Raw genomic sequence first — 24,319 nt, forward strand, 5'->3', positions numbered from 1 at the left:
AGCGACGGCCGCTATCTTAATCATAACAAACAAGTGAACGAGAGCACGATGTGCTTCCTTACTTAGTTCGTGTGCAAAATTACGAAATTCATACAATTTAAGGAAGAATTATTTCATTACAATAATTATTTCATGAATGGCATAACGAGAAGACCTCTCAGCAAGTGAGAGGTCTTCTTTTACTTTCGTGTGAGCCTACTTATTTATTCATTAAATTCGCGTCTTGCAGCAGTCGATGCAGCAGAACCACCGCTTCCGCACGCGTTGCCAGCGCCTGTGGCGCGAGTGACGAATCACTTTGGCCTTGCATCAAGCCACGAGCGACGATATCTTGCATAGCGTCTTTGGCCCATTCGCTTATCCATACACGATCTGCGAATACACGCAACACATCTGCATGTGTTACAACTGGATTCGTATCCGCAAGCTTCAGTGCCCGCTCGATCATAACGGCAATTTCTTCACGCGTAATGGCCCGATCAGGATGGAAATTGCCAGTATCATCGCCTTCGATAAGTCTATACTCAGCCGCTGTAGAAGTGGCATAAGCAAACCAATCGTGAGCGTTGATGTCGTGGAAAGCAGATGGCTTCGGCTGTGATACGCTTGCAGCAAGCCCCAGCGCACGCACCAGCATAGCCGCGAACTCTGCTCTAGTCACCTGATCGTCTGGTGCAAAGGAGGAGTCCGATTTTCCGTTTACGATCAGCTTTGAGGCCAGCAATTCGACCTCCGATTCCGCCCAGTGTCCGGTAAGATCAGCAAACGTTTTGTTAAGGAGTACGACAGTATAGATACTATTCGTCGTGCTTTTGATCGTTACAACTGTTTTACCGTCCACGATGGAGAACAAAGCAGGAACATATTGGAACTCGTCAGTTTCCGGATGATAGACAAGAGCTGTTGCCGATGAGGCGTCTACGGCACCGTCAACGGTCAACGTTCTGGCAACATAGATGTGACCAAAATCATTAAGTACTAGGGTCTTGTCACCAGCGATCAATGTAACCTCAAAGCTAACTGGTGAATCCAGCAGTTTCCCGCCGAGCTGGGCAGCCTGCGTTTCGACCTTGCTCCTTTGATCGCCATCCTGCTTCACGATACTCACTTTCAGCGTAGCTTTTGAAAGATCTACATCTCTTATGCCTTGCGCAGTAAGCAACTTCCCAATATCGGCAGGAAGTGCAAAGCTTGCATTCAAATGTTGAATGATAAGTTGCGCATCTGGCATCGCAGTCACGACTTTCACCAATGAGGATGCTGGCAGTTGGAACTCAGCTGCGTTGCCTGTTAATTCGCTTTGAATGCGGATCACGGGTTGATTGTTTTTGATAAAATCCGCAATCTGCTGATCAGTGATCTGAACGATTGGCACATCCGAGCTATTGCTTGTCGCGCCAGATGGTCCACTTGTATGATTTTCAGTTGGCATGCTTGGTTCGACTTTCGTGCTCGCAAAACCTTTGCCTGTTTCGTTAACGACAAAACCCGCACCGGCATTATTGGCTACATCTTGGATTTTGGCGTTGCGGATAATTACATTATCAAAGCTTGCAGAACCTGCAACGGTATTTGCGACTTCCAAACCTGTTGTACCTGCACCATCGATCACATTATTCTTAAATGTAACTTGGTTTACAGGTGATGTTCCTTGGATGGAAATGCCTTGGTACATACTGTCGAGCGCAATGTTATCGCTAATTAGGACAGGGCTGGCAATCGGTTTCGTATCGGCATAAACCCAGATTGCGCCAAAATTCAGATTGAGGCCAGCATCCCGGCTTCCTGTTCGAACCAGTGTGTTGCGCTGAACAAGCGTCGTCCCGTCAAGAGGCGTTACCGGACTGAACCTTGTGGAAACAGTGATTCCCCCGCCGAGACCGATTGTATCTTTGAGCACGTTATCTGTCATCTTGTTATCCTTACCACCGAAAACAACCATATTGTTGGACAGCCATGGCAGTTGGACAGTGTCGAAGCGGAACGTATTTTGGTCCGTGTAATCGCCTGGATAACCTTCGTTCAAAGTCGACCACATGGCTAGACCGTCGTCCCCGGCGTAGCGGACGTTCGTCTCTTCGACCATACTGTTTTTCGTGTTCGTGCTGAAGTTCATACCGTCCGCCATCAAGTTGCGGATTCGCAGACCGCCGACGTAGAAACCATCTGTATATTGATCCTTGCTGACGCCAAAATCACCTCTCGGACGCGCAATCCACATTCCCGTTTTCGTATGCTCAATCCAAACGCTCTGGATCGTAGAGCCTGTTCCAAATGCGCCTTCAAACCCATTCGTATGTGCGTCGTCATTACGGATGTTCAACTCGCCGTCAATAGCCAAGTCATACACGCGAATGTTATTTCCGTTTCCGAAAAATTTAGCTCCTTTCAGATTCGTGTACCACATGCCAGCGCCGCGAATGGTTACATCGTTAAGAAGGAACACATGCTGCATCGTTTCCTGACTGACATTCACCCCAGGATCCGATCCGCTGCCATTGGATAATTCAAAATCTCCCGCAGGGAACCAAACTCCCTTATGCTGTGAGCTTGCTGCTGCCAAAGCATCCTTGAATGCTTGTGAATCGTCCTGACCATCGTTCGGAACCGCTCCGAAATCCGTGACAGAAACGAATCCGGCTGGCATTGTATAAGCAGTGTCAGGAGCTTGCTCCATTTCAGCAAAATCAATGAAATACGAAGACGCGGTGCTATTTGCATCCACTTGCAACTTGATCGTCGCTCCCGCATCCACATTGCTGATCCGTGTATGAATTTCGTCAAAGAAGCGGTGTGCGCTGCCCTGCTTGGGATCATTCGACCAAGGATAGTTGCCATATTCCCAAGCATATTTAGAAGTCAAATCCAGATCTTTAACTTTCGTACCGTTCACATAAAGTCCTATCTTCGCGTTCATGCCGGTTCCGTCCGCATTGTCAGGAATGGAGTAACGCAGTACGAGTGAGTTGGCTTTATGTGCGGCCTGGAATTGCACAAACTGACCGACTTGATCCATCTTCACCGCTTGCTTACCTGATGCTTCATTAGCCAACTCATGGTACGTGCGCGATGGACCAACGATCGTGCCGTTCGTTTCTCCCTGTTCGGCTTCATAAGTTGTATAGCTTTCAATAGCGCCTCTGTAAGCTTTGTTTACTGCTTGATGAACGATCAAAGAATCAATTGCAACATGGCCGCTATCCCCAGCTGCGAATTCGAAGGATACAGAGTTGAATCCTGCGCGAAGCGGAAGATTCACTTGAACGGCTTGCCAGCCGTTTCCTTTGGCAAAAGTCAGTTGCTGCGTTTGGATGCCATTAACAAGTAAGCTTAACGTTTGATCGGCAGCCGATGTATTCGCGTACTGAATTGTCGCTCCATACGTTTTAGCTTCTTGCGCGTTCACAGCGACAATCGCTCTTGCACCTGCAGCCACGAAATGATCAGCGTAACTGCTGCCGGAATAACCCGCCAGATTTGAGCCAGACTGAACGCCGCCGCTAAGGAATGCGTTTTCCAGTTCGTACACGGCATCTCCAAGAACAGGTTCTAAAGACCAAAGCGCTGAATCTTTCGATTGAACAGTTGTTCCTTGCTTAACGGCCCCATCTTGAGCAAAAAGACGCTGTCCAGTGATGGAATTGACAAATTGTTGATAGCCCAGTATGTCATTGATATTCCACTGCGCTGAGAGCGAGCTGGCAACTTGATTGTCCAAAAGAGATTCGAGCATATGTCCGGTCGCGCGATTTTTCAGTGCTTGATGTCCATTCACTTGCTGGATCAGCCATTCGCTGCTTGCTTGCAATTCATTTTGACTGCCAAGTAAAACTAATCCCGATTGTTCATATACATATTGACCCGATTGTTTATTACCAATACGAACATAGTTGGTATCGTCAATAACCGGCGTTGTCGTTTTTACATTTCTAGTTTCGGAATTATTTGGAGTCTTAAGCGTACCCGTTGCAGACTCAAAGGTCCATTCCAGCTTTTTTTCCGAATCTCCTTGCAGGACATAAAGACCTCGTTCTGGATAACCAGCTCCATTCACCGTATTCAGGTATTCATCGTTAAAAGAACCATTATTGCTGCGTATACGGAATTTACCTGTTCCAGTAACGTCCTCGATTACCCACTGCGACGCTTGGTTATCGCTGGATGCAGCCGTGTCCTGCATGTAAGCGTACGTATCGTTCATTGTCATATAACGACCGGTAGCTGCATTTTTGATGCGCTGAATGCCGCCCGCGGATTCGATGGTCCAATACGCATAGGCGTTGTCTGCATCTGGCGATCCATAAAGGATAGCGCCTCTGCTATTTTCGAACAGATACTGGCTGTTATCCGCATTTTTGATACGAACTGGCGCAGTCGGCAGCGCTGCTGATATTTGCACAGGTTCTACAGCGAATAACGCACTGTCATCGTTTGCTTTGACTTTACTGACTTTGACGCCATTGGTTCCAGCTTCATCATAAATGTAATGCGCGTTGGTCCATCCGCTTTTCAACATCACATATCCAGGTGTATTGGAGTCTAGAAGCACCCAGTTCGCGCTGGCCCAAGCAGCATAAATCGTTTCGTACAAAAGCAGGTTCTCAGGCGGATTGTCCTTTTCAATGTCAGGTACGACATTTTCCAAAGCAAGGCCGTAACCGCTCTTCGCATTCTTGAGATAAACTTGCGTCGAGTTATTTTGGGAGACACTGATGACCCAAACAGAAGAAAGATCAGATGACGGGAGATCTCCGTATTTCATGTTATGATCGGCGTCTTCGTAAAGGTATTGGCCTGTTTGTTTGTTCTTAAAACGCGCCGTCATCGGCAGTGTGCTGTCCGATACCGGAACAAACCTCCAGTTTTTGCTTCCCCATGTAGCAGGAATTTCACTGTATTCCGCGTATTTATTCAGATTTTGCACATTGATGAACTTCTGTTGATTAGGTTGCTGATTCGGATCATTTACACTATGGATTTGCTTCGTATCTCCGGTAGTTTCAATAACCCAAATCGCGCTGGTCCACGAATCTTCGACAGTTGTCACCTTCAAGTGTCCGTCCACAGGATTTTGAATATTGATGTAATGGCCTGTGGCGCGGTTTTTGATCCGTTTGCGACCAGCGAACTTCTCAATTAGCCATTGCCCGCGTTGATTGTCCGATTTCACATTGCCATATTTCACATTGCTATCGGTATCTTCATACAAGGCCAAAGAGGTCCATGTATTCACGATTTGCACGTACTGATTCACGCCTGCTACCACCGATGGATCTTCAAAAAGCCATTGAACCTCGTCCGTATTCGGATTTGCCACGCTGGATTGGGCAAAACCAAGACCATTCGTTACATGGATATAAGTCCCCGCATATACGGCGCTTTGCACCGTTACATAATCGTCGTACATCAATGAATTGCTGATCTGCCACTGATCGTCTCCAGAGCCATTCGGCTGGTGCAGGCTTTGCAGCGGATCACCGGGTTGTAAAATATTTTCCATACTGATATAGTTGCCGGTGTCGAGATTGCGAATTCGTTTCTTGCCGTTATAATCTTCAACAATCCACTGATACACATTCCCTGTCACGGTTCCAGATGGAATCGGCCCATATTTCACCGTGTCTTGATCCTCATACAAATATTTGTCACTCACCTGCTGAGAAGTGAAATTGGCGATACGGACAGGCTTTACATCTGCCGCTATCTCGATTTTCCACTGAGCATTATCTCGCGTGGGTATCGACCAATTGTTGGAACGGGCGAACGTATCATCGAATTGGCTGTTCAGCACATAGGTCTGGCTTCCGGCTTCAATATCATCAGTATCTCCTGGAAGCCGGTCGGTTCCTTTTGCGAATACGTTTGTAAAGGTTACCAATCCATCGGCTATACCTACTGCCATGGTCCATTCATTTTTAGTTGTACCGGTAAACGGAAGACTTTTTATTTTATCCCAAAATGTACCTTGTGTAATGTAGTGACCTGTGGCCCGGTTCTTTAAACGTACTGTTGTTGACCCGTCGCCATTAGATGCCACTTGTTCAATGAACCAGTGTGAGTTCGTATCGTCCATGGGCACTTTGCCGAATTCGATAAGACCGTCTTTATCCTCGTACAAGTATTGTCCTGCGCGATACTGATTGACGATTCGAACAGGACTCTCATCGCTGGCAGTCTCTAATTGCCACTGTGGACTTTCCCAGGTAGCCCCGATATCGGAGCTCACTTGACCGTAGCCAAGCTGGTCTTCCTCGTGGATGAACAGGTTTTGTGTTAGATCCTTCACGCTGCGAATCGTCACATAGCCAGCCCGGCTAGCATCCTGAATGAGCCATTGGTCATTAGCTGAACTGCTGCCTATTGCATCGCCAGTCAAAGCATCAGATCGCTTGGTCACATGGTTAACGGTGATGTAATGATCCGTCTGCATGTTCTTGATTCGTTTAAAACCAGTGCCATCTGGTGCATCTTCCAGCAGCCATTTCGCTGATTGATCCGCTGCGCTCGTATAACCGTAGCGGACAACACCAGACGAATCTTCGTATAGATAATTGCCCTTCCACTTGTTTTTGATCCGAACGACCGAACCGCCAGCAGTGTTTGACGAGTCTGTAACACTTGGTCCGCTTGACGGAAGATTCGCATAGGCCATCGTTTGAAACGGCAGTACTAACAGAATGGCCAGCAGAATCATCAAATTTCGTCTAAATAAACGTATCACCCTTGACATTCCTCCCATTGAAATAGAAATAGCTTCCTCTTCCAAGTATATGAATGCGCTTTCATACGAACAATGTGTAATATTATGGTAATCATGTCCAAATTTACTTACCTACTAAAAAGCATCCGTTTCTCATCAATATTTAATGAGAGCGGATGCATAAGTAATCTTCCTATTTTCAATTGCTGAAGCAAAAGCAATATTTTTCAAAACTCTATTTTGACTTCCGACAACTACCCCTTTCCACGTCAAACTCAAAAAAAAAATTGAAATGACCCACTCTCCCCATGTGTGGCATTTTGATAGTAAACATTAACATTCATAACGTGCTAAGCCGTAGCTCATAAAAATACTGCACAATTGGATGCTTTAACTTCATCTTCTCGGTCATGTTTAAAATTCGCTTTTTTCCAACTCTTCTGTCCACCAAAGCTAAAATATTCAATAAGATATCATTGCTCTCTAGGCTTTCCTCTATAGAAGTAGATAAAAACTTATTTGCTACAACAATAAAATTGGATTTACTTAATGCTGACTGTTCTGATAAAAGCTCCTTTGCATATTCTGATATTTTTCTATTTCTTGCAATTACTTTGAGACGATCCTCCGGAACTATCCCCTTGGTATCTTTTCTGACAGCTTCAATTTCTTCATTGTTGATAGGAATTTGGATATTTGGATCATTCTTTATTTCCAGCTCCGTATGATACCATCTGATTAAGGTAGTTATATCACTCATATTGAGTACGTTCTTTTTATCTACTGCAATATAACAAAGTCCTGCTTTATCAGGTAAATAACGGTAGCTGGTTGCGCGGTATTCGAACCTTCCATATAGCGCAGGACAGAGAAAGCTCTCCAGAAGTTGCTTCAATTTGCTCCAGGCCATGTAATCCTCCTATTTAACAAGTGAACTTGCATCTAACACCTTGAATCCAACACTTCGATCATATTGAACCACACCCACATACCCTTTTCATTTTTTTCTAGAAGATTTGTTCCGTTAAAAGCTTCTAATAAATCATAACCTGTTGGTAAAGAAATTACAGCTACTCCGTTCATATCAACAAGTTTAAAATTCATAAAAAAGCTTTCCCGAGGTACAAATGAGCAATGAAACAGCGATGGATCGAGGTTTCCCATCGCTAACGTACTCGTCGTCTTATGAGTTCAGCCGATTCTTACTGGTTGAACTTTACATTTTTATGCATACATTGCATTTCTATTATGATTTCTAAAAACTGATTGACTTCCTCGGAAGGATGTAAGGGATATAGCAAACCATATGGAATTGCGAAATCTAGGTCACTGGGGATAGTCACTAAGGACGGATGAATATCTGTCCACGCCTCCAAAGTTAGCATGACAGTATTACTTTCCTCGCAGCGATTGAACACATCAAGTTCATAGAGGCGCGGAACATCTTTAATTCGTATTTGAGGATGATTCCTTATCAAGAAATCACGGATGTCATTAATGACTGCACTTTTTCCGCCATTCACCACCACCAATCTTTCCCCATACAAATCTTTGACAGTTAGTGTTTTCTTAGAAGCCAGCCGATGGTTTCGAGATACAGCAAAGCAAAAACGGTAACTTCCCAATTCGAGCACACGAAAGTAATCCTTCCAGTTATCTGTAAGGAATGGCCCTACAATGAAATCGAACTGTCTGCCTATAGTACGGTAAGTGGTTGGGAGTGTATGAGCGTCATCTTCGAAATAAACGATGTTTATTTTGAAATTCGGGTATTGGTCGCTGATTCCATTCCACAAATCAATCAAAACCTTACAGGGGTTAAGTATAGAAGTGCCCACCCGAATAATAAGCCGATTTGCCTGTGCTGCCTGACGCATGCGAATAAGAGCTTCTTGAAAATACTGCAGCATAAATGCCGCATCCTTGTTAAAGGCTGTTCCTGCCTCTGTGAGCCTGACACCATGGTTGGTTCGAATAAAAAGAGGAACTCCTGCTTGCTTTTCCAACAAATTCATTTGCTTCATCACAGCAGTTGAAGAAATAAATAACTTTTCGGCTGCCTTGGAAAAGCTTCCGGACTCCGCCACCTGAATAAACGTCTTCAGTTGTTCATTCATTCGAAAAGGCCCCCTCTTTTGTATAAACCAGTAGTTTATACCATGCTAACCTATTTGAAATTCCGTATCAAGTACTCAAGCTGTAACATTAGAGAGGAACGGAAGAGAACGAAAGGAGCTTCAGCAATGCAACACAATAGGAAACTATAGGAGGAGAATACCATGGATAATAAAGTCTGGTTCATTACAGGAGCCTCTCGCGGTTTTGGGCGCATTTGGGCCGAAGCCGCACTATCTCGCGGGGATAAGGTTGCCGCGACCGCCCGTACACAAGAAAGCATCGCTGATCTTAAGGATCGTTTCGGAGACGCTGTTCTCCCCATGGCACTCGATGTAACGAATACCAATCAGGTACAGCATGTCGTTCGTCAAGCTCATGCGCATTTTGGCAGGTTGGACGTCGTCCTCAACAATGCCGGTTACACTCTGGTCGGTACGGCAGAGGAGGCAGACGAAATTGACGTCCGTGATTTGTTTGACACAAATTACTTTGGTACGCTTCGGGTCATCCAAGCTGCCTTGCCTCTGCTTCGACAACAGGGCAAAGGGCACATCCTCGGAGTCTCAAGTGCCATGGGTATTGTGGCGGCGCCGCTCATCGGCTTCTATTGCGCTTCCAAATGGGCGGTCGAAGCACTCCACGATAGCCTGGCGCAAGAGGTTAATGGCTTCGGCATTAAGGTCACGTTGCTCGAGCCTGGCGCCTTTGCAACCGATTTTGGAAGTCCCTTGTCTATGAAGACGGCACAGGGATTGGATGCCTATGCCGATCTTCGTAATCGGGTGTTCGGTCGTTTATCGACCGCAGAACGCGGCGATCCGCAAGCGACAGCCGAAGCTATTCTCCAGATCGTAGATGCGCAGGATCCGCCGATGCGGTTTGCAGTCGGGGCAGGGGTCTTACCTATGGTGCGCGGAGCCTATGCCGATCGTTTAGCCGCTTGGGAGGCGTGGGAGGCTGTTTCAAACGCAGCGCAAAGCAAGCCGATAAGCGACCATTAGACTTCGAATTAGCAGAAGGTGAAGAAACAGGAGAGCAGCTGACGGGGCAATCTGCTCCCTGTTTTATTGATTGCTTCCATACGCCCCCCCCCAATCACCCGTTGGTGTCTTGATGATAGACGATGTAAACTTTTCAACACTGAGGCCTTTTACGATCGATATGCGTATTACGCAAATCTGCCATTTAACGTAATGAGGCTGCCGATCTTGCCGGCAGCCTCATCGTTGTAACGCATGCAACTAACGTTTTGCGTTAGTTGAAAAAATTTTCTTGAATCCGTATTAACCTCTTAGTCGGTAATAGTTCTCAGTATCATATATAGACCAGTTCCAAAACTTTGCACCCTGACTCATGATGAAACGGTCAAACCACAATTCTAAAACTATTCTTAAAAAAGCAGCTTTATCCTTCAACGAAACTCATATAATACTGTTTCTAATGTACTCTCTGAGGCAAGGATACGGACCCCCAAAAATATGAGCCATGGTTACGATAAATTTGTGATGTTCCTCCAAAATTTTTGAGGAAATTCCGACGCGATTGGCTAGTAATTGTTGAACCGCTAATTCCCCTTCCAAACTTAGTTGGTTTAGCAAGTCATTGTTTTGTCCTACCATTTTGCTGATTTCCAATAAAGTCTGTGTTTCGACGCCTGATGGCCGACACGCTAATTTGGAAAATTGAATATCGAACTCCTCCAGCCGTCGCTTTAAGTGAAGAATTTCTTCTTGACGTTGTACAGAAGTTTTTGATCTTTTCGATTGAAAAAGGTTCTTCACCTCTTTGGTTACTCTCTTAAGAAGCATGTCTAATTCCTCCTTTTTTCTCTTGAACGAAAAAAGGAAGCGAGGGAATAGAGCCCTAAAATATAAAGACCCATTTAATGTTTCTATCATTTTCTTTCAACGCTGACGAAGTTAGCTGACGGATTCGGGTTGAAAGTTAACCCTAACACTTAATAAGTGTACTCACCCCAGAAACTTGGTTCCCCCGCTTCTTTAATTCTAAAGAATTAAGCGTAGTATGATTCATTCTTATTTTATCAATTTACCCCAATACATAATTAGAAGCAATAGTAATATTTACTTATATTTTTTATGTCTATTTTCAACTAATAGTTCAATTTTACTGCGGTTAACGCAGCAAAGCCGCCGATCATCGGCAGCCCTAAGTTCCTTTATTGAACAAACGTTCTCCCGTTAGTTGAACAGGCATTTGACAGCAGTTTGTTCGAAAAAATCATGGTCCTGTTCCATCAGCAATCACACGATAACCTACCAATTACTTTAGATATTGAACTATTGTTCTCGTTAGCTTACTGTATTCGTGGAACGATGACCATGACCCAAGGGTTAATTATGGTGGTAAAATACTAGATAAAGGGGTGAGCATGTATGAAGGGTTTGCTTGATGCTGCATTACAAATATTGAACATAGATAAGAATGATATCGAAATTTTAGGTGAGGGATTTGGGAGTATCGTTATTGAACAGAAAGACGGAACTGTCTTTAGGATTGCTAAAACCATAGAAACCGCACGTCAATACACAAAAGAGGTTCAGATGCTACCTCAGATCCGTGCATTCCTAGATATTGAAATACCATTACCTATTTCGTATATGTTTGATCCGTCTATCACTCCTTCGGGAATCATAGGATATAAAAAAATGAAAGGAACCCCTCTTAATCCGGATGTGCTCATCTCCAAAAATCCAAATGTTATTGCCAAACAACTAGCGAAATTTATTATTAAGCTACATCAAATACCAATCAATAAGTTAGATAGCAGTTGTCCGCAAGAATCAAACAACCAACTCTTTATAAAGATATTACGTGAAGATACACAAGAAATATTAAACCGTAAAAGAGCAACAGAAAATGGCTAAATGGTGGGAGGAAGCATTGGAAGATAGTACGTTTTTTTTCCATCGCTTCGTATTGTGCCACGGAGATTTATGGTATGGAAACATTTTGGTTGATGATTTATGTTCAGGTATAACGGGAATTATCGACTTTAGTGATATGACTATAGGTGACCCTGCAAAAGATTTGGCAACGCAAGGTTATCTGGGAGTGGACTTTTATAATCAGATATTAAGTGAATATAAACATTCATTTCCAGAAGACACGACCATTGAACATAGAGTGAAAAAACATCAAGGACTGCGTGAATTAGGTGGATTACGTTACGCGATTAAACATAATATTTCCGAACTCGAAGATTCATTATCAAAAATAAGAACCGTAATATTTGCATCAAGTGACGGTTAGAGCACGATTGCCAATTCAAACAACACAAAAAAGCCTATGCGAATTACTCGTCTAGGCTTAATTCTATCTAGCTAAAGATGGTGCATTGTTATCTCACTTCTGACTAGAAATCTTGCATTAATCCCCGTCTGTCCAATTCCCTTCGATATATCGTAAGTACCATATTGATTATTATGGAGTCCTTTATATATTCCCCTCCTAGGTAAGTCTCCTGTATTTTTGATACTAAAAAAAAATGGGATATTAAATTGTTTACCATGAAGATGCCCAGCCATTAAAAAGTCATAGTGTTTATTTAAATGTAAGACTACGTTAGGATCGTGGGTAATAACGACTTTAGTTCTATTGTGATCAACAGCGTGGAACGATGCTTCAATGTTGCTCATACCTGAATCAAAATCATCAATTCCAATTAACTCAAATTGATCTAAATGTACCGATTCATTCCTTAATAAATGCAAACCATATTTTCTAAGTAGATTGATTAAATCCTTAACATTTTTTTGCTGATAATCATGGTTTCCGAGAACACAATAAATTGGTACGTTACAAATAGTCAATGCTCTTAGATACTTCTCTAGTTTGGAGAGACTTTTACTACGTTTGGTAAAATCACCTGTAATAATAATATAATTTGGATTCTCGCGATGAATAATAGTTGTAATTTTCGATGGACTTATTCTTAATCGTTCTACATGCAAATCACTAATCTGTAGGATTTTCAAATTTAAATTCAGAGGATGTTTAATCTGCTCAATTTTTAACCATTGTGTAGGTAAAATTAAACTTATATAAAATAAGAGTATTAGAATCACTATGGAAATATAAATCACTTCAGCATCCTCCTCTTATAAGATTCATTTCGTGGAAGTAACATTAATTCTAGATTATTTTGGATTAATAGATCTGGAGTTAGGTAATTTCAATTCCTTATCGTTTCGGCCATTTAGCTCAATATAAACAGGCTGCTCCCACGGTGGCCTGCCTGTTATCGTTTATTTAGCTCTCATTGCCCGTTCGCTGAACGAATAAGGCTGCCCATCGATGGCAGCCTTATGTCTTACATTCTACGCTTTTTTACAACTATGACAGCGGTAACGTTAATTAATAATATAACACCTAAACATATAGCATAAACAATGATTTGTATAACTTGACCCAATCCATCTGTTTCAGTTACCCACCACCAAACTGTACCTAAAAGCAAACAAACAATATTAATAACTGTTGCGATTGAGATTATTGTGGCAAGTTTATGATTCTTATTTAACTTGACACTATAGTTACTCCACGCACTAACAAAAGCCTCTTGAGCTATGTCTTGGGCATAATGGAAATCACCTATTACGCTAAATGCTGTTGCATAGACTGCATTTGAGTATTTAGAAACTAATGCCGAGTACGCTTCTAAATCGCCCTGGTTCGCAGATTTAACCACCTCTTTATCTTCCATAACTCACCTCAACATCCCATACACTATATAGACGGAAAATCTTACTAAAACCAGTCAAACCATGAGTATTTTTTTAAATTCAATATGTAGAGAACTTATCCTTTATTTTTTGTCTCTTCAAACTAAACTGCCCGTTCGTATTATGAGATATTTGGATTCATTTTTCCCAATTCAACTTGAAGTAACCTGCCCGAAAGTGAAAAAAGGCTGCATTGTCAGCAGCCTCAAGCGAGCTATCGTTCCCTTTGACGAGAAACAAACTTCATCGGATACTAATTGTCGGGGTACATTGGCAGATGATACTATTCTAAGTCATTTCGGGGATGCGGATTAATCGGCGGATATAAGAATTGATTATCGAATTGATTATCTTTCTTCGGATCATGATCATCAGGATTTTCGCTTTCATCTGGCCTCTTAGCAGCAGTCATAGCCGACATAGCTTCAAAGCTCACGAAGTCTTCGACTTCATCAAACTGGTTGTTTTCAGTCATTGTAAGCCTCCTTAAGGGGGATTTAATTACTAGGCAATTATTCGCCAAATATTTACTTTTTATTCAGGAATTCAAGGAAGCAAAGCCCCCCCGTCTGCACAATAATTTAGTTTATTATTATCACTTGATTCCTTTTTCACTAAACTGCTAACGAAACGAGGCTGCCGTTTGTGCCGGCAGCCTCGTTTCGTTCTGTTTGAGCTATCGTTCTGCGTTAGCTTAACAACGCATGAGCCAATTTAGGTACACAAAACGGAGGTAATTCACCTAAATCAGAAAGGTCATCGCATAGATCAGACCGAAAACGCCCAACGTCTGCAAGCCGGACATCATATTCGTTTTGATCGTATCCTTGATATTATGGAATGTAATGCGCATCATGATTTGCATTTGGACGCCCCGGATGAATGACAACCTTTATTTTTGTTTTGATCTCCATTATCGAGTACGTAGGAGTCATCGTCTCCATGCTGGCGCTCTTTCGTTTACCCGATATCGCACTACGGTCCACAAATCCTCTATACATCAGTCATCTGCTCATTTCTCTCTTACGCGCTTTCGATCATTGATTACATTATTTTTATTTTCGGATTATTTTCTAGCGAAAAATTTGAGTATATTTGAGTTATTAAAACAGCTGAGTATACTGTTAAATCTAATGCTCGAAATAAATTCATGAATAGACGGCAATGCTATACACGACTTCGACTACCAAAAATGTTATTGAAGGTGAATAAAATGAATCCATTCGATAATCACAAAGGTTACAATCGGATCTACAAAGAAGGCGAATTGACGTTGGGCCTGTTTGTCCCAATTGAGAATTTCCGTACCCAGACACCAACGATGGAAAATCAAGTGGAATTGGCGCAAAAGGCGGAAAACTACGGATTCTCCGCACTGTGGTTTCGCGATGTGCTGTTAGAGGATCCCAGTTTCGGCGACCCTGCAGTTGGACAAATTTTCGACATGATGGTTTACTTGACATATATCGCTACTCAAACGAAAAAGATTGGATTAGGCACTGCCGCGGCCGTATTGCCGTTGAGACATCCTTTGCGTGTAGCGAAAGAAATCGCTTCTATCGATCGATTGTTTACCGATCGCCTTATTTTTGGCGTATCTTCTGGAGACCGTGGCTCAGATTTTATGGGCTTAAATATTTCTGATGTCGGACGAGGAGAAGCATTTGTCGAGGCGTTTCATTTTATAAAAAGGGTTTTATACGAGGAATATCCGCCGGATCTTTTATTCGGTTCGAATCTTGTACCTAAACCGACAAAACGAATTCCAACATTAATTACGGGCCAATCCCAGCAGAGTTTGGAATGGAACGCAGAACACGGCGATGGTTGGATCTATTATCCGCGAAGCCCTTTCGAACAAAAGAATTCGATTAATGTTTGGAGAGAGTTGGTGGAGATTCATCAGCCCGGCGTTTTTAAACCGTTTACTCAGCCAATGTATTTAGACTTGGCCGAAGACCCGAATGAACCTCCGAGACCCATAACAAAAGGCTATAGAATCGGAAGCAAACACCTCGTCGAATTGTTAAATCTTTATAAGACTGTGGGAGTCAACCATTTAATGTTTTTCTTATACTACGGTCAAAGACCTGCCAACGAAGTCGTTCAGGAATTGGGCGAAGAGGTGTTGCCTGACTTCCCTCCGCATGAATAGCTTTCTATTGAGGGCGTTGTCTAAATCCCCGCCCTGCGGTTTTCAGGAACGCGCGCTGTGGTAATTTTAGGGTTAACAGAATCAACTTCGCACCTCTTCCAGCTGTATCATTCGATCCTCATCACCGATTTTCAAACCTACATTCGATGAAAGCTCCGTGTTAACAGTTATAACGATATGATGATTCTGGTCAACAAAATGGATAGATCAATCCAATTTAATCAAGGCCGCTTAATTTATTTTACCTAGAATCTTGTAAGCAAAAAACTCTTGTCAGCGATATGGGCGGCAAGAGTTTTTGCTTCCGGCAGTTGCGGGTTACCAGGCGTAAACGCCCTTCTCATCCAAGAATTCGCCGTTATGACGTTTGCCATCTGTCGCATAACCCACTATAATCGCAGCGGCGGCTTCTTTCGATTTACCGCCTGCAGCATTGCCGTTAAGATCAGTTGAGGTGAATCCAGGCGTTACCGCAAATACTTGAGCGCTGCTGTTTTTGACTTCATAAGCCATTGAAAGTGTCATGGCATTGTTGGCCGTTTTAGATGAGTTATAATCGAATGCGTTTAAAGTATATTCAGCATTTTGCATATGGTCCAGAGAAGCCATGTCGGTCGATACATTGACGATTGTGCCTTCGTTATCTTTGATTAACGGGAACAAACGCTGGTTCAAACGGAAGGTTCCGAAAAAGTTAACTTCGAAGGCATTCCGCAGATCTTCCTCTTTGGTATCCGTAAAAGAACGGGAGAAAGCGCCAGGCATACCAGCGTTATTGATCAGAAGCTTCAAGTCCGGATAATTCTTGTTGATCGTATCGGATGCCTGTTCGATGGTTTTCAAGTCACCCATGTCGATTTGTACAAATTCTACGTCTAACCCCTTGGAAGTTAACTCGGAAACGGCTGCTTCACCCCGTTCGGCACTGCGTGCACCAAGGATGACTTTCCATCCAGCTTTACCTAACTGCTTAACGATTTCAATTCCGATTCCTTTATTTGCTCCGGTTACAAAGGCGGTCTTTTTCATGCGAATCCTTCTTTCCCTAATTTGATTTTTCTTTAACGATTTATAAGTTACTATGCTACACTAAGTGTAGGTCAACAATTAATTTTTTATAAAAGAGGGTTAGTATGTTAACGATTGGAGAAGTGGCGAAGGAAGTCGGGATCAATATTGGAGCGATCCGCTTTTACGAAAGAAAGGGACTGTTGAAACCTGCTGCCCGAAGCGAGCAGAATAACCGTCTTTATACGGATGATGATCTGAGCTGGCTGGTTTTTATCAAATGTCTTCGCGAAACCGGAATGAGTGTGGAGGACATCAAAAAGTATTATGATAAGGTGAACGAAGGAACCTCAACCCTGCCGGAGAGAATCAAACTGATTGAAGATCAAAAGAAAAAGCTGCTGAAAGATATTGAGGAGAAGGAAGCGCAGCTCGTTCATTTGGAAGAAAAACTAAAGCGCTATTATCGCGGGGAAAATTATTAATATAAGCTGGGTCATATAGACTGAATTTTGTATCTCATGTAAGAACAAGTACCCTAATGATGTTATCCGCATAGGAATGCCGAAACGTTATCCTCCGAAACCCATCCGTTCGCCGCCGTCAGCATTGCATCGACTTCGTCCGTATACGCAGTGGTCAAGAACCAAGGATAGGCGATTGAAAAGATGCTATCACTCAGTCGATTCACCGCGGCGTTCACGACTCGAATGGGATTTTCATGGATGCCTTCTTCATCCAAATCCATTGGTAAGTTATTGTTGTTTTAGTATGAAAAATATGCCAGTGATTGTAATCGAAATCAATATCTGATTATGGTTCATTGACGTATCTGCCCGTCCCTCGCATTGACGGCTGCCCCGCGGCAGCCGTTTTGTTATCTCCCTTAATCTGAATTACTTCACCATATATTGCCCTCCGAAAGTCTCCATTTTCTCCTTACGCCCATCTACCTTAGTGCAAGATAATGCATTCACATCATTTTTGGGGGAAACAAGAAAAATAAGACTGACTATAAGTAAAGACATCCAAATTTTAAACTTCAATCAACTCAACCCCTAAATGTGTGAAGTACTTTAAGTTTAAGTCGAAACCTCCTATCATTCTAAATTTACTTGATTGTATATTAATTCCAGAAGTATAAAGAGAAGAATTCGCTGTCACAGCAAATCCTTCTCTTTATTTATTTCGGACCCGATCCCGGTCTTATAGAATCCCAGACTTCAAGGCTGTCGAACAATGGAAGCAGCCTTGAACGTTGGTCGTGAAGAGCTATGCCATCTATATGCCTGCGGTCCATCATGATGCTGTCCGTTTTAAAAGCAAGGTATGGAACCGGACCCACGGAACACATTATGTGAAAGCCCTCCTCCACAAGGAATTGGTATTTGCTATCTTCAGACAGTACACTGCTACCGAATGGATAAATGTATATAGAGGTGCCGCCTATCAGCGGCTCCACTTCTTGCTTCCAGCGCAGCGTATCCTGCTTGAATCGATTCAAGGTTATTTTGGCTGTATTCAAATGCCCGTAACCATGCGAGGCGAACGACCATCCAGTCTCCTTCAAGCGCTTAATAACAGGAAGCACACCTTCCTTAGCGTTCATATAATTAGGTGAGTCTAGTTGATCTGTGCGGTACCCCAGAATGCCTTCATACCCAGTTAGGGCAATAATGCCCTTAGCTCCCTGCCAAGAAAAATCGGGATGATCATGAACAAAATCATCCAATATAGGGACAATTTCATTATTTCGAGCCGTAGTTGGTTTCCCTTGAGGTGTCATGAAATAAGCCGCAACATCTCCAAGTTCATCCAAGACTAGCCGAGAGGCATTGCCATTCTCGCGCATATAGGTGTAATAGTTGAGGTCGTCAATAGAGAGAACGAGGGGTTTTTTATCAACGGGCAGCCATAACTCTTTGGGCATGACAACGCCCTCTTTTTCCGTATATAACGAACCAATGTCAATGAGTACATACTGATTGCGGTATAACGAATCTAGGATTTTGTTGAATTCCTTCACCGTGACGAACCAGTCATTATAGCCTTGCGCCATAGAATCTCCGTCAAAGGCCAGCTCTGGAAATACGATCAAAGGGTGAAAAAAGATGTGTTCGATCTGTCCTTTGAAAAGGACTAATGGTTTCTCGACAGGTACCGGTTGAGGAGTAGTAGGTGAAGCCGCTGCTATTTCTAGTGTTGGCGTAGGAGAAGAAACTGGAACAAGATCTATGGAGGCAGACGCTTGCGGTGATTCAGTAGAACTTAGATCTTGCAGCGGAGTGAGTACATAACGACTTCCAATCTCAAAAGATATAAATAAAACTATAAGAATCCCCACAAGCAACCCGCTTAACGTCAATACGTATTTCGTTTTCAAAAGAATCCCTCCTTATGCATCCACCTTCAAGAAGACGTAGCAAAGCAAGGTAATGTTCAACAATAGCAATCCTTATTGTGGAGTAAATCTGCCCGTTAACGTAATGGAGGCTGCCGTTTCATCAAGCCGGCAGCCTCCAAAAGTTGTTTAGCTATAATTCCTCGTTAGTTGAACAAATCCATATCATAGTTTGATGATTTCGATGCATTTAAAATACTGACTTTCATTTACTTTGACTGCAATAGCATCTTTATACTATCTTGATTGGCGCAAAAACTCGCGCGGAGTAACCCCTAAGATACGTTTGAAATGGCGGTGCAAATGGCTCTGATCGCTGAATCCGAGCGTTACGGCAACGTCGTGTATGGCATTTCCTCCGAGCAGTAGTTGTTGCGCTTTGCGAATTCGCTCCTGCAAGACATATTGATGCGGAGGGAACCCCATTGCTTCCCTAAAGAGCCGAACCAAATGCGAAGAACTGACATGAGCAGCTGCTGCAAGATCACCCAAGGAAATCTCCTGCTCAAGATGCGCATGAATATAATCCAGGGCGCCCTCCAACTGCTTTCGGACCAGTCGTTGAGGCGCGCTTGTCTTCCGTTCGGCAACTGTACCGTAACAATGCAGCAAATGAACCGACAACATTCGAATAAGCGATTCGGTATAAAGTTTGCCTCCCGGTTCGCCCTCTTTCAAATCCGCCATCAGCCACTGCGCCAAGTGTACAACTCGGTCGTCGCGTAACCGAATATGCCTACCGAAATCGATAGCACTTCCGTTCGGGAGCTCCATCTCGATGGCAACATGGTCGATTAAGGCCGGAGGCAAATCCAGCCGAATAAACGAGAGGTCCTTTTCCCACCTGCAGAACGACATATCGCCGGCCGAGAACAAGTTGATGTCGCCCCGATTAGCAACACCTTCTCCAGAATACCCATCCGCTCGCTCGAACACGCGTACCGGCTGTGGAGTCAGATGGATCACAAGCAGATGGTCAGACAAAACCGGCTCGAAAGCTTCTTGCGGAGGAACACAGTCCACACCTGATAACTTCACATCGGACCACCCTGAAGTGTCACCTGTCACTACTGAAACGTTTGGCAAACAGTCTCACCTTCCACTATCCATATTTTTCAGAGACACCCGATAACTTCTAACGTTCTAACTCTATTTTATCCAGAATATGGATTAAGATCAATGCGATATGAGGTGAATAAGCATTTTGTACAAAAACGTGATAATTATGTTCAAGAAAGAATGGCCAGATGCACGATATACTTTAACCAAGATAAGAGAAACCAATATGCTTAGGAGGCAGAGTAAAAAATGAAATATGCGAAATTGGGCAATTCCGGTTTGATCGTATCCAGGTTAGCGTTCGGAGCAATGACTTTCGGCTCGGGGAACATTCCAAGCGTGTATAAAGTAGGTCAGGATCTAGGGCAAAATCTGGTGGACCATGCACTCGATGCCGGCATTAACTTCTTTGACACAGCGGATGCTTACGCAGGCGGACAAAGCGAAGAAATACTCGGGCAATTGCTGGGTGCGCGTAGGAAAGAAACGATTATCGCCACGAAAGCCGGCTTACGGGTGGGTCCTGCCCTTGTCCAAGCCGGGCTTTCCCGCAAACATTTGTTCACCGCGTGCGAAGCGAGCTTAGCGCGATTGAATACGGATTATATTGATCTGTATATCGTCCATAAGACCGACCCGTTCACACCGCTTGAAGAAACATTGGAAGCGCTGAACGATCTTGTCCGGCAAGGCAAAGTCCGGTATATCGGCTATTCCAACTGGCCGTCTTGGCTTGCTGCCCAAGCACTTCAAATGCAGCGCGAACGCGGATGGGCTCCCTTCATCAACGGACAAATGTACTACTCTTTGATCGGCCGGGATGTTGAGCACGACACGGTGCCGTTCATGACGAACAGCGGCGTCGGTTTGACGGTATGGAGCCCACTGGCCAGCGGTTTCTTAAGCGGCAAATATACGCGTGACAACCTGAACGATCCGAACAATCGGCTAAGCGGATTCGATTTTCTTCCGCATGACAAGGAAAAAGGCTTTACGATTCTGGATACTGTAAGGGAAATTGCGCGACACCATGGCGCAACTCCTGCACAAGTGTCGATCGCTTGGCTGCTGGCGCAGCCCCATGTAAGCAGCGTACTGCTGGGTTCGAGTAAAATAGCTCAACTTGACGAAAATTTGAGTGCCGGTGACCTGGAGTTAACATCAGAAGATATCGCGACCTTGGATCAATTGACGCGCCCTGAGCCGCTGTATCCGAACTGGTTTACGACCAATCTGCTTGACTCTCAAGTTACCGAGGCATTGAAGAAAAATCTATCTTGAAACAGTTGATGTTGAAATTTCCAGACTACCAGTAATTAAAACGCTATTGGAATTGAAATAGCCTAAAGAAATAGCTTTTCTTTTCTTGCAGTTTTTTGCCATACTGCCTTTTAGCATAACGAGGCTGCCGAACGTTTCCTCGGCAGCCTTGTTGTTTTCTTATTCAGCTCTCGTTCCTCGTTAATAATTTACTTTCAACTAAGTCGCAAAAATCTTGGTTTCTTATGGGTTTTAATAAAACTTACTTATTTGTAGTAACTTGTTGAACCTTTTTAGATATTAGCTCAGCTAGTTCATCTTTTGGAGGAGCTGTAATGCCTGGCTCCTTATTTTCTACTGCCTTTAGTTGTATTTCAACTTGAGCTTGTATAATTACATCGTTCACTTCTTTTTCTGATACATTCTTCGAAGCTGCAACTTCAATAACTGTCTTGCCTGTATCTAATTCTTTTTGTAGTTCCGCTGCATCCATTTGCAACAATTCAAATAGTTTAGCGTTATTTAACATACCAGCACCAAATCCTTTGAGGATACCCTCTTCGGCTTTCACATAGACCTTTTTTTCTTGGTGAGAAATTTCATTGACTTGTTCACTTTTTTGTACGCTTTGAATCGGTTTTACATTTTCTTTTTCAGCCGCTAGAGAGGTATGAGCTTGTTCGTTAACTAAATCCCATATATTTCTTTCATTAATCGCGGATTCCGTCCATTTAATCATTGCCTCTTTTTTACTAGGATCGGGTTCAATTCCTTGTGATGCATTAAACTCTTCCTGTGATTTTGCTGCAATTTCAGTAAAGAAATCAATTATCTTCTGTTTTGGAACATTTTTAGATTCTGCAATTTCAACGATGGATTTACCCGAAGCTAATTGTTCTTTCACAGTGGCGGCATCCATTTTAAGTAAACGAAATAATTTATCGTAATCTAAGTATTCTGCGCCCGGCCCTTTATATTCAAAATCTTGCGGTTGTCCTTTGGGTGCATCGAATACTTTTCCGCCTGCACTTATTACTTGCTTATCTTTTAATGATAACTTAGAACTAGCAAAGGCGCTTCCTGCTCCTACAACTAATACTGCTGCTGTCAAACCCATAATTAATAATTTCTTTTTCATATAATCACCTATTCCTTTGTTTTTTCTTACACTGAGCTATGCTACCTGTTCCTAAAAGTACAGCGGTAGCAATTCCATAAGTAGCTAGCTTTGTTTTCAAATTCTCATTTTTTTCACCAATCCTTTGACTTATAATGACTTGCAAGGTAAATGTAACACCGCCGTATAAAGATAAAATGTAGATAAAATGAAGATGATATAAAGATGATAAAAAAACAACTATACTGCCCGTTAGCGGAATAGACCACCGGATTTATCACCGGCAGCCTGCTAGATCTTGTTATGAAACTATCATTCTCCGTTAGGTTAATGAACTTGTCTTTTTTACCATGGATTTTAATTGTACACTCGGAGTGCATAATCTATTAGTCACGCTTTTTTTCCGCGGCTCATGTTGCAAGCTGTTCAAGGTTTAATTCGTTCATACTTCTTTTCCGGATCGCCCAGGCTTTGGATGTTGTTTGGCTTTGGCTTGCATAGGCTAACATTATAGCAAATGCCTTCTTCAATGTGAAAACCCGTTTTGAATATCGTATTATCTTGCCCTTTGAATTCAAGGCTTTGGCATCTGATGCAATAAACTTTTTCCACTTTTCAAGCCACTCCTTTCTTCGTTGGGAAGTTTATATATGATTGTTCTGATCCTAATCAACTAATTCTGAGTCTGTTTGACTTTTATTATAGAAATGATCATTAATAATGTATAATGCATATTAAGTTATTTAATATAGATTCGAGTCTATATATAAGGTAGGGTATCACATGGAGCTGCTTCAGCTGCAATACTTCCAAACGACTGCAAAACTAGAACAAATTACGAAAGCTGCGGAGGTATTAAACATTACCCAACCTTCGCTGAGCAAGACTATCGCCAGGTTGGAAGAGCATGTCGGCGTTCCGTTATTCGATCGGCAAGGTCGCAATATTCGATTGAATGCATACGGCAAAGTGTTTCTTAAACGTGTAGACCGAATCCTTCAAGAGCTCGAGGAAGCGCAGCGGGAAATCCGAGAAATGACCGGACTGGACCGTGGAAGCATAACGCTTGCGGTCTCGCTTACAAACCTGTTGCCGGAAATGCTGGGAGCTTTTTTGGAGCTTTATCCGAATGTGCATTTTCACCAAGTAGTTGAACCTATATCCGTGATGAAGCAGATGGTCGAGAACGGTGATATTGATATGTGCATCACTTTTGCGCAGATTGAAGGTCCTGATATCGAATGGAGGACGCTACGGACAGAGCAAATCCATTTGATCGTACCGGATCATCATCCTTTAGCGGGTCGGGAGTGTGTCTCCCTTAACGAACTAAAGGATGAATCATTCATTGGACTAAATTCCGGGTATTGGTTCCGTGAATTGACGGATAGCTTATGCATGAAAGCCGGCGGATTTATACCTAATACGACTATTGAAGTAGATGAGGTTGATGCAGCGTTATTGCTGTTGAAAAAAGGGCACGGTATCGCATTTGCCCCGGAATTGGCGTGGAGGTCAAGAATGGAATTGATGCAAAACAAACTGACAATTACCGATCTCGGCGGCAGCTTGACGCTCAGGTTGGTCTGGTCCAAGAGGCATTATTTGTCGTTGGCCGCACAGAAGTTTCACGAGTTCGTCCTCGACTATTTTGAGAACTTTTCAAAGTTAAGCAGATAAAGCGTGCTATGTGCACGCTTTTTTCGTTTAGCCAAGCTCAAACTTACGTTCTTTACGCACTGATACTTGGAATAGC

General features: G+C 43.1%; 21 protein-coding genes and 1 riboswitch. Of the genes, 7 read left to right on the forward strand and 14 right to left on the reverse strand.

Annotated features, from left to right (window positions below; translation table 11 throughout):
• Positions 1–199: 199 nt before the first annotated feature.
• The 4 genes from ASD40_RS16645 to ASD40_RS16660 form a co-directional block, all read right to left on the reverse strand.
• On the reverse strand, positions 200–6,721 hold the full coding sequence (locus tag ASD40_RS16645; RefSeq protein WP_057304331.1) for an S-layer homology domain-containing protein: 6,522 nt from the start codon (positions 6,719–6,721) through the stop codon (positions 200–202).
• Between the two features lie 319 nt (positions 6,722–7,040).
• On the reverse strand, positions 7,041–7,610 hold the full coding sequence (locus ASD40_RS16650; RefSeq protein ID WP_057304332.1) for an SF0329 family protein: 570 nt from the start codon (positions 7,608–7,610) through the stop codon (positions 7,041–7,043).
• A gap of 32 nt (positions 7,611–7,642) precedes the next feature.
• Positions 7,643–7,804, reverse strand: coding sequence for a hypothetical protein (locus ASD40_RS16655; RefSeq protein ID WP_156390042.1), 162 nt, complete (start codon positions 7,802–7,804; stop codon positions 7,643–7,645).
• 98 nt (positions 7,805–7,902) lie between these two features.
• Positions 7,903–8,817, reverse strand: a complete 915-nt coding sequence (locus ASD40_RS16660; RefSeq protein ID WP_057304334.1) for a LysR family transcriptional regulator — start codon at positions 8,815–8,817, stop codon at positions 7,903–7,905.
• A gap of 162 nt (positions 8,818–8,979) precedes the next feature.
• Between ASD40_RS16660 and ASD40_RS16665 the strand changes: the two genes are divergently transcribed.
• Entirely contained in the window at positions 8,980–9,819 is an 840-nt protein-coding gene (locus ASD40_RS16665) for an SDR family NAD(P)-dependent oxidoreductase (RefSeq protein ID WP_057304335.1), read from the forward strand.
• Between the two features lie 420 nt (positions 9,820–10,239).
• On the opposite strand, the gene ASD40_RS16670 is transcribed toward ASD40_RS16665, so the two are convergent.
• On the reverse strand, positions 10,240–10,626 hold the full coding sequence (locus tag ASD40_RS16670; protein ID WP_057304336.1) for a hypothetical protein: 387 nt from the start codon (positions 10,624–10,626) through the stop codon (positions 10,240–10,242).
• Between the two features lie 86 nt (positions 10,627–10,712).
• Positions 10,713–10,849, reverse strand: a riboswitch (cyclic di-AMP (ydaO/yuaA leader).
• A 365-nt stretch (positions 10,850–11,214) separates the two neighbouring features.
• Here ASD40_RS16670 and ASD40_RS16675 point away from each other — a divergent pair.
• Positions 11,215–11,706 carry a phosphotransferase gene (locus tag ASD40_RS16675; protein WP_057304337.1) on the forward strand — a complete coding sequence of 164 codons (492 nt, stop codon included), beginning with the start codon at positions 11,215–11,217 and terminating at the stop codon, positions 11,704–11,706.
• Complete coding sequence (locus ASD40_RS16680; protein WP_057304338.1) at positions 11,699–12,091, forward strand: phosphotransferase family protein; 393 nt, start codon at positions 11,699–11,701, stop codon at positions 12,089–12,091. The genes ASD40_RS16675 and ASD40_RS16680 overlap by 8 nt, the downstream gene beginning before the upstream one ends.
• 71 nt (positions 12,092–12,162) lie before the next feature.
• On the opposite strand, the gene ASD40_RS16685 is transcribed toward ASD40_RS16680, so the two are convergent.
• From ASD40_RS16685 to ASD40_RS39085, 4 genes are all read right to left on the reverse strand, one after another.
• Positions 12,163–12,924 (reverse strand): metallophosphoesterase, encoded by a 762-nt coding sequence (locus ASD40_RS16685; RefSeq protein ID WP_057304339.1) that lies wholly within the window; start codon positions 12,922–12,924, stop codon positions 12,163–12,165.
• Positions 12,925–13,151: 227 nt separating this feature from the next.
• Positions 13,152–13,544 (reverse strand): sigma factor, encoded by a 393-nt coding sequence (locus ASD40_RS16690; RefSeq protein ID WP_057304340.1) that lies wholly within the window; start codon positions 13,542–13,544, stop codon positions 13,152–13,154.
• A gap of 302 nt (positions 13,545–13,846) precedes the next feature.
• Positions 13,847–14,038, reverse strand: a complete 192-nt coding sequence (locus ASD40_RS16695; RefSeq protein ID WP_057304341.1) for a hypothetical protein — start codon at positions 14,036–14,038, stop codon at positions 13,847–13,849.
• Positions 14,039–14,305: 267 nt separating this feature from the next.
• On the reverse strand, positions 14,306–14,428 hold the full coding sequence (locus ASD40_RS39085; protein WP_268795900.1) for a hypothetical protein: 123 nt from the start codon (positions 14,426–14,428) through the stop codon (positions 14,306–14,308).
• A gap of 348 nt (positions 14,429–14,776) precedes the next feature.
• Between ASD40_RS39085 and ASD40_RS16700 the strand changes: the two genes are divergently transcribed.
• Positions 14,777–15,718: an LLM class oxidoreductase gene (locus ASD40_RS16700; protein WP_057304342.1), complete on the forward strand. Its 942-nt coding sequence runs from the start codon at positions 14,777–14,779 to the stop codon at positions 15,716–15,718.
• A gap of 318 nt (positions 15,719–16,036) precedes the next feature.
• Here ASD40_RS16700 and ASD40_RS16705 read toward each other — a convergent pair whose 3' ends face one another.
• Positions 16,037–16,747, reverse strand: coding sequence for an SDR family NAD(P)-dependent oxidoreductase (locus ASD40_RS16705; protein ID WP_057304343.1), 711 nt, complete (start codon positions 16,745–16,747; stop codon positions 16,037–16,039).
• Between the two features lie 104 nt (positions 16,748–16,851).
• On the opposite strand from ASD40_RS16705, the gene ASD40_RS16710 reads away from it, so the two are divergent.
• A complete protein-coding gene (locus tag ASD40_RS16710) occupies positions 16,852–17,211 on the forward strand; it encodes a MerR family transcriptional regulator (RefSeq protein ID WP_057304344.1) in 360 nt (119 codons plus the stop codon).
• A 62-nt stretch (positions 17,212–17,273) separates the two neighbouring features.
• On the opposite strand, the gene ASD40_RS16715 is transcribed toward ASD40_RS16710, so the two are convergent.
• The 3 genes from ASD40_RS16715 to ASD40_RS16725 all read right to left on the reverse strand — a co-directional run bounded on the left by ASD40_RS16715 (position 17,274) and on the right by ASD40_RS16725 (position 20,213).
• Positions 17,274–17,474, reverse strand: a complete 201-nt coding sequence (locus ASD40_RS16715) for a hypothetical protein (protein WP_057304345.1) — start codon at positions 17,472–17,474, stop codon at positions 17,274–17,276.
• A 435-nt stretch (positions 17,475–17,909) separates the two neighbouring features.
• The gene (locus ASD40_RS16720; RefSeq protein ID WP_057304346.1) at positions 17,910–19,109 is read right to left on the reverse strand and encodes a hypothetical protein; all 1,200 of its coding nucleotides are present in this window, start codon (positions 19,107–19,109) and stop codon (positions 17,910–17,912) included.
• Positions 19,110–19,364: 255 nt separating this feature from the next.
• The gene (locus ASD40_RS16725; RefSeq protein ID WP_057304347.1) at positions 19,365–20,213 is read right to left on the reverse strand and encodes a helix-turn-helix domain-containing protein; all 849 of its coding nucleotides are present in this window, start codon (positions 20,211–20,213) and stop codon (positions 19,365–19,367) included.
• Positions 20,214–20,435: 222 nt separating this feature from the next.
• On the opposite strand from ASD40_RS16725, the gene ASD40_RS16730 reads away from it, so the two are divergent.
• A complete protein-coding gene (locus tag ASD40_RS16730) occupies positions 20,436–21,467 on the forward strand; it encodes an aldo/keto reductase (RefSeq protein WP_057304348.1) in 1,032 nt (343 codons plus the stop codon).
• Between the two features lie 241 nt (positions 21,468–21,708).
• Here the strand turns inward: ASD40_RS16730 and ASD40_RS16735 are convergent, their stop codons facing one another.
• Entirely contained in the window at positions 21,709–22,584 is an 876-nt protein-coding gene (locus tag ASD40_RS16735) for a hypothetical protein (protein WP_057304349.1), read from the reverse strand.
• 762 nt (positions 22,585–23,346) lie between these two features.
• On the opposite strand from ASD40_RS16735, the gene ASD40_RS16745 reads away from it, so the two are divergent.
• A complete protein-coding gene (locus ASD40_RS16745; RefSeq protein WP_057304351.1) occupies positions 23,347–24,243 on the forward strand; it encodes a LysR family transcriptional regulator in 897 nt (298 codons plus the stop codon).
• Positions 24,244–24,319 lie beyond the last annotated feature (76 nt).

Source organism: Paenibacillus sp. Root444D2, from assembly GCF_001426375.1.
Classification (GTDB): domain Bacteria; phylum Bacillota; class Bacilli; order Paenibacillales; family NBRC-103111; genus Paenibacillus_E.

Coding starts and splice junctions, on each gene's coding strand:
- ASD40_RS16665 (WP_057304335.1), top strand. CDS start 8,980: ATGGATAATAAAGTCTGGTTCATTACAGGAGCCTCTCGCGGTTTTGGG.
- ASD40_RS16660 (WP_057304334.1), bottom strand. CDS start 8,817: ATGAATGAACAACTGAAGACGTTTATTCAGGTGGCGGAGTCCGGAAGC.
- ASD40_RS16655 (WP_156390042.1), bottom strand. CDS start 7,804: ATGAATTTTAAACTTGTTGATATGAACGGAGTAGCTGTAATTTCTTTA.
- ASD40_RS16650 (WP_057304332.1), bottom strand. CDS start 7,610: ATGGCCTGGAGCAAATTGAAGCAACTTCTGGAGAGCTTTCTCTGTCCT.
- ASD40_RS16700 (WP_057304342.1), top strand. CDS start 14,777: ATGAATCCATTCGATAATCACAAAGGTTACAATCGGATCTACAAAGAA.
- ASD40_RS16680 (WP_057304338.1), top strand. CDS start 11,699: ATGGCTAAATGGTGGGAGGAAGCATTGGAAGATAGTACGTTTTTTTTC.
- ASD40_RS16675 (WP_057304337.1), top strand. CDS start 11,215: ATGAAGGGTTTGCTTGATGCTGCATTACAAATATTGAACATAGATAAG.
- ASD40_RS16695 (WP_057304341.1), bottom strand. CDS start 14,038: ATGACTGAAAACAACCAGTTTGATGAAGTCGAAGACTTCGTGAGCTTT.
- ASD40_RS16730 (WP_057304348.1), top strand. CDS start 20,436: ATGAAATATGCGAAATTGGGCAATTCCGGTTTGATCGTATCCAGGTTA.
- ASD40_RS39085 (WP_268795900.1), bottom strand. CDS start 14,428: ATGCAAATCATGATGCGCATTACATTCCATAATATCAAGGATACGATC.
- ASD40_RS16670 (WP_057304336.1), bottom strand. CDS start 10,626: ATGCTTCTTAAGAGAGTAACCAAAGAGGTGAAGAACCTTTTTCAATCG.
- ASD40_RS16690 (WP_057304340.1), bottom strand. CDS start 13,544: ATGGAAGATAAAGAGGTGGTTAAATCTGCGAACCAGGGCGATTTAGAA.
- ASD40_RS16715 (WP_057304345.1), bottom strand. CDS start 17,474: ATGGATTTGGATGAAGAAGGCATCCATGAAAATCCCATTCGAGTCGTG.
- ASD40_RS16745 (WP_057304351.1), top strand. CDS start 23,347: ATGGAGCTGCTTCAGCTGCAATACTTCCAAACGACTGCAAAACTAGAA.
- ASD40_RS16705 (WP_057304343.1), bottom strand. CDS start 16,747: ATGAAAAAGACCGCCTTTGTAACCGGAGCAAATAAAGGAATCGGAATT.
- ASD40_RS16710 (WP_057304344.1), top strand. CDS start 16,852: ATGTTAACGATTGGAGAAGTGGCGAAGGAAGTCGGGATCAATATTGGA.
- ASD40_RS16735 (WP_057304349.1), bottom strand. CDS start 22,584: ATGAAAAAGAAATTATTAATTATGGGTTTGACAGCAGCAGTATTAGTT.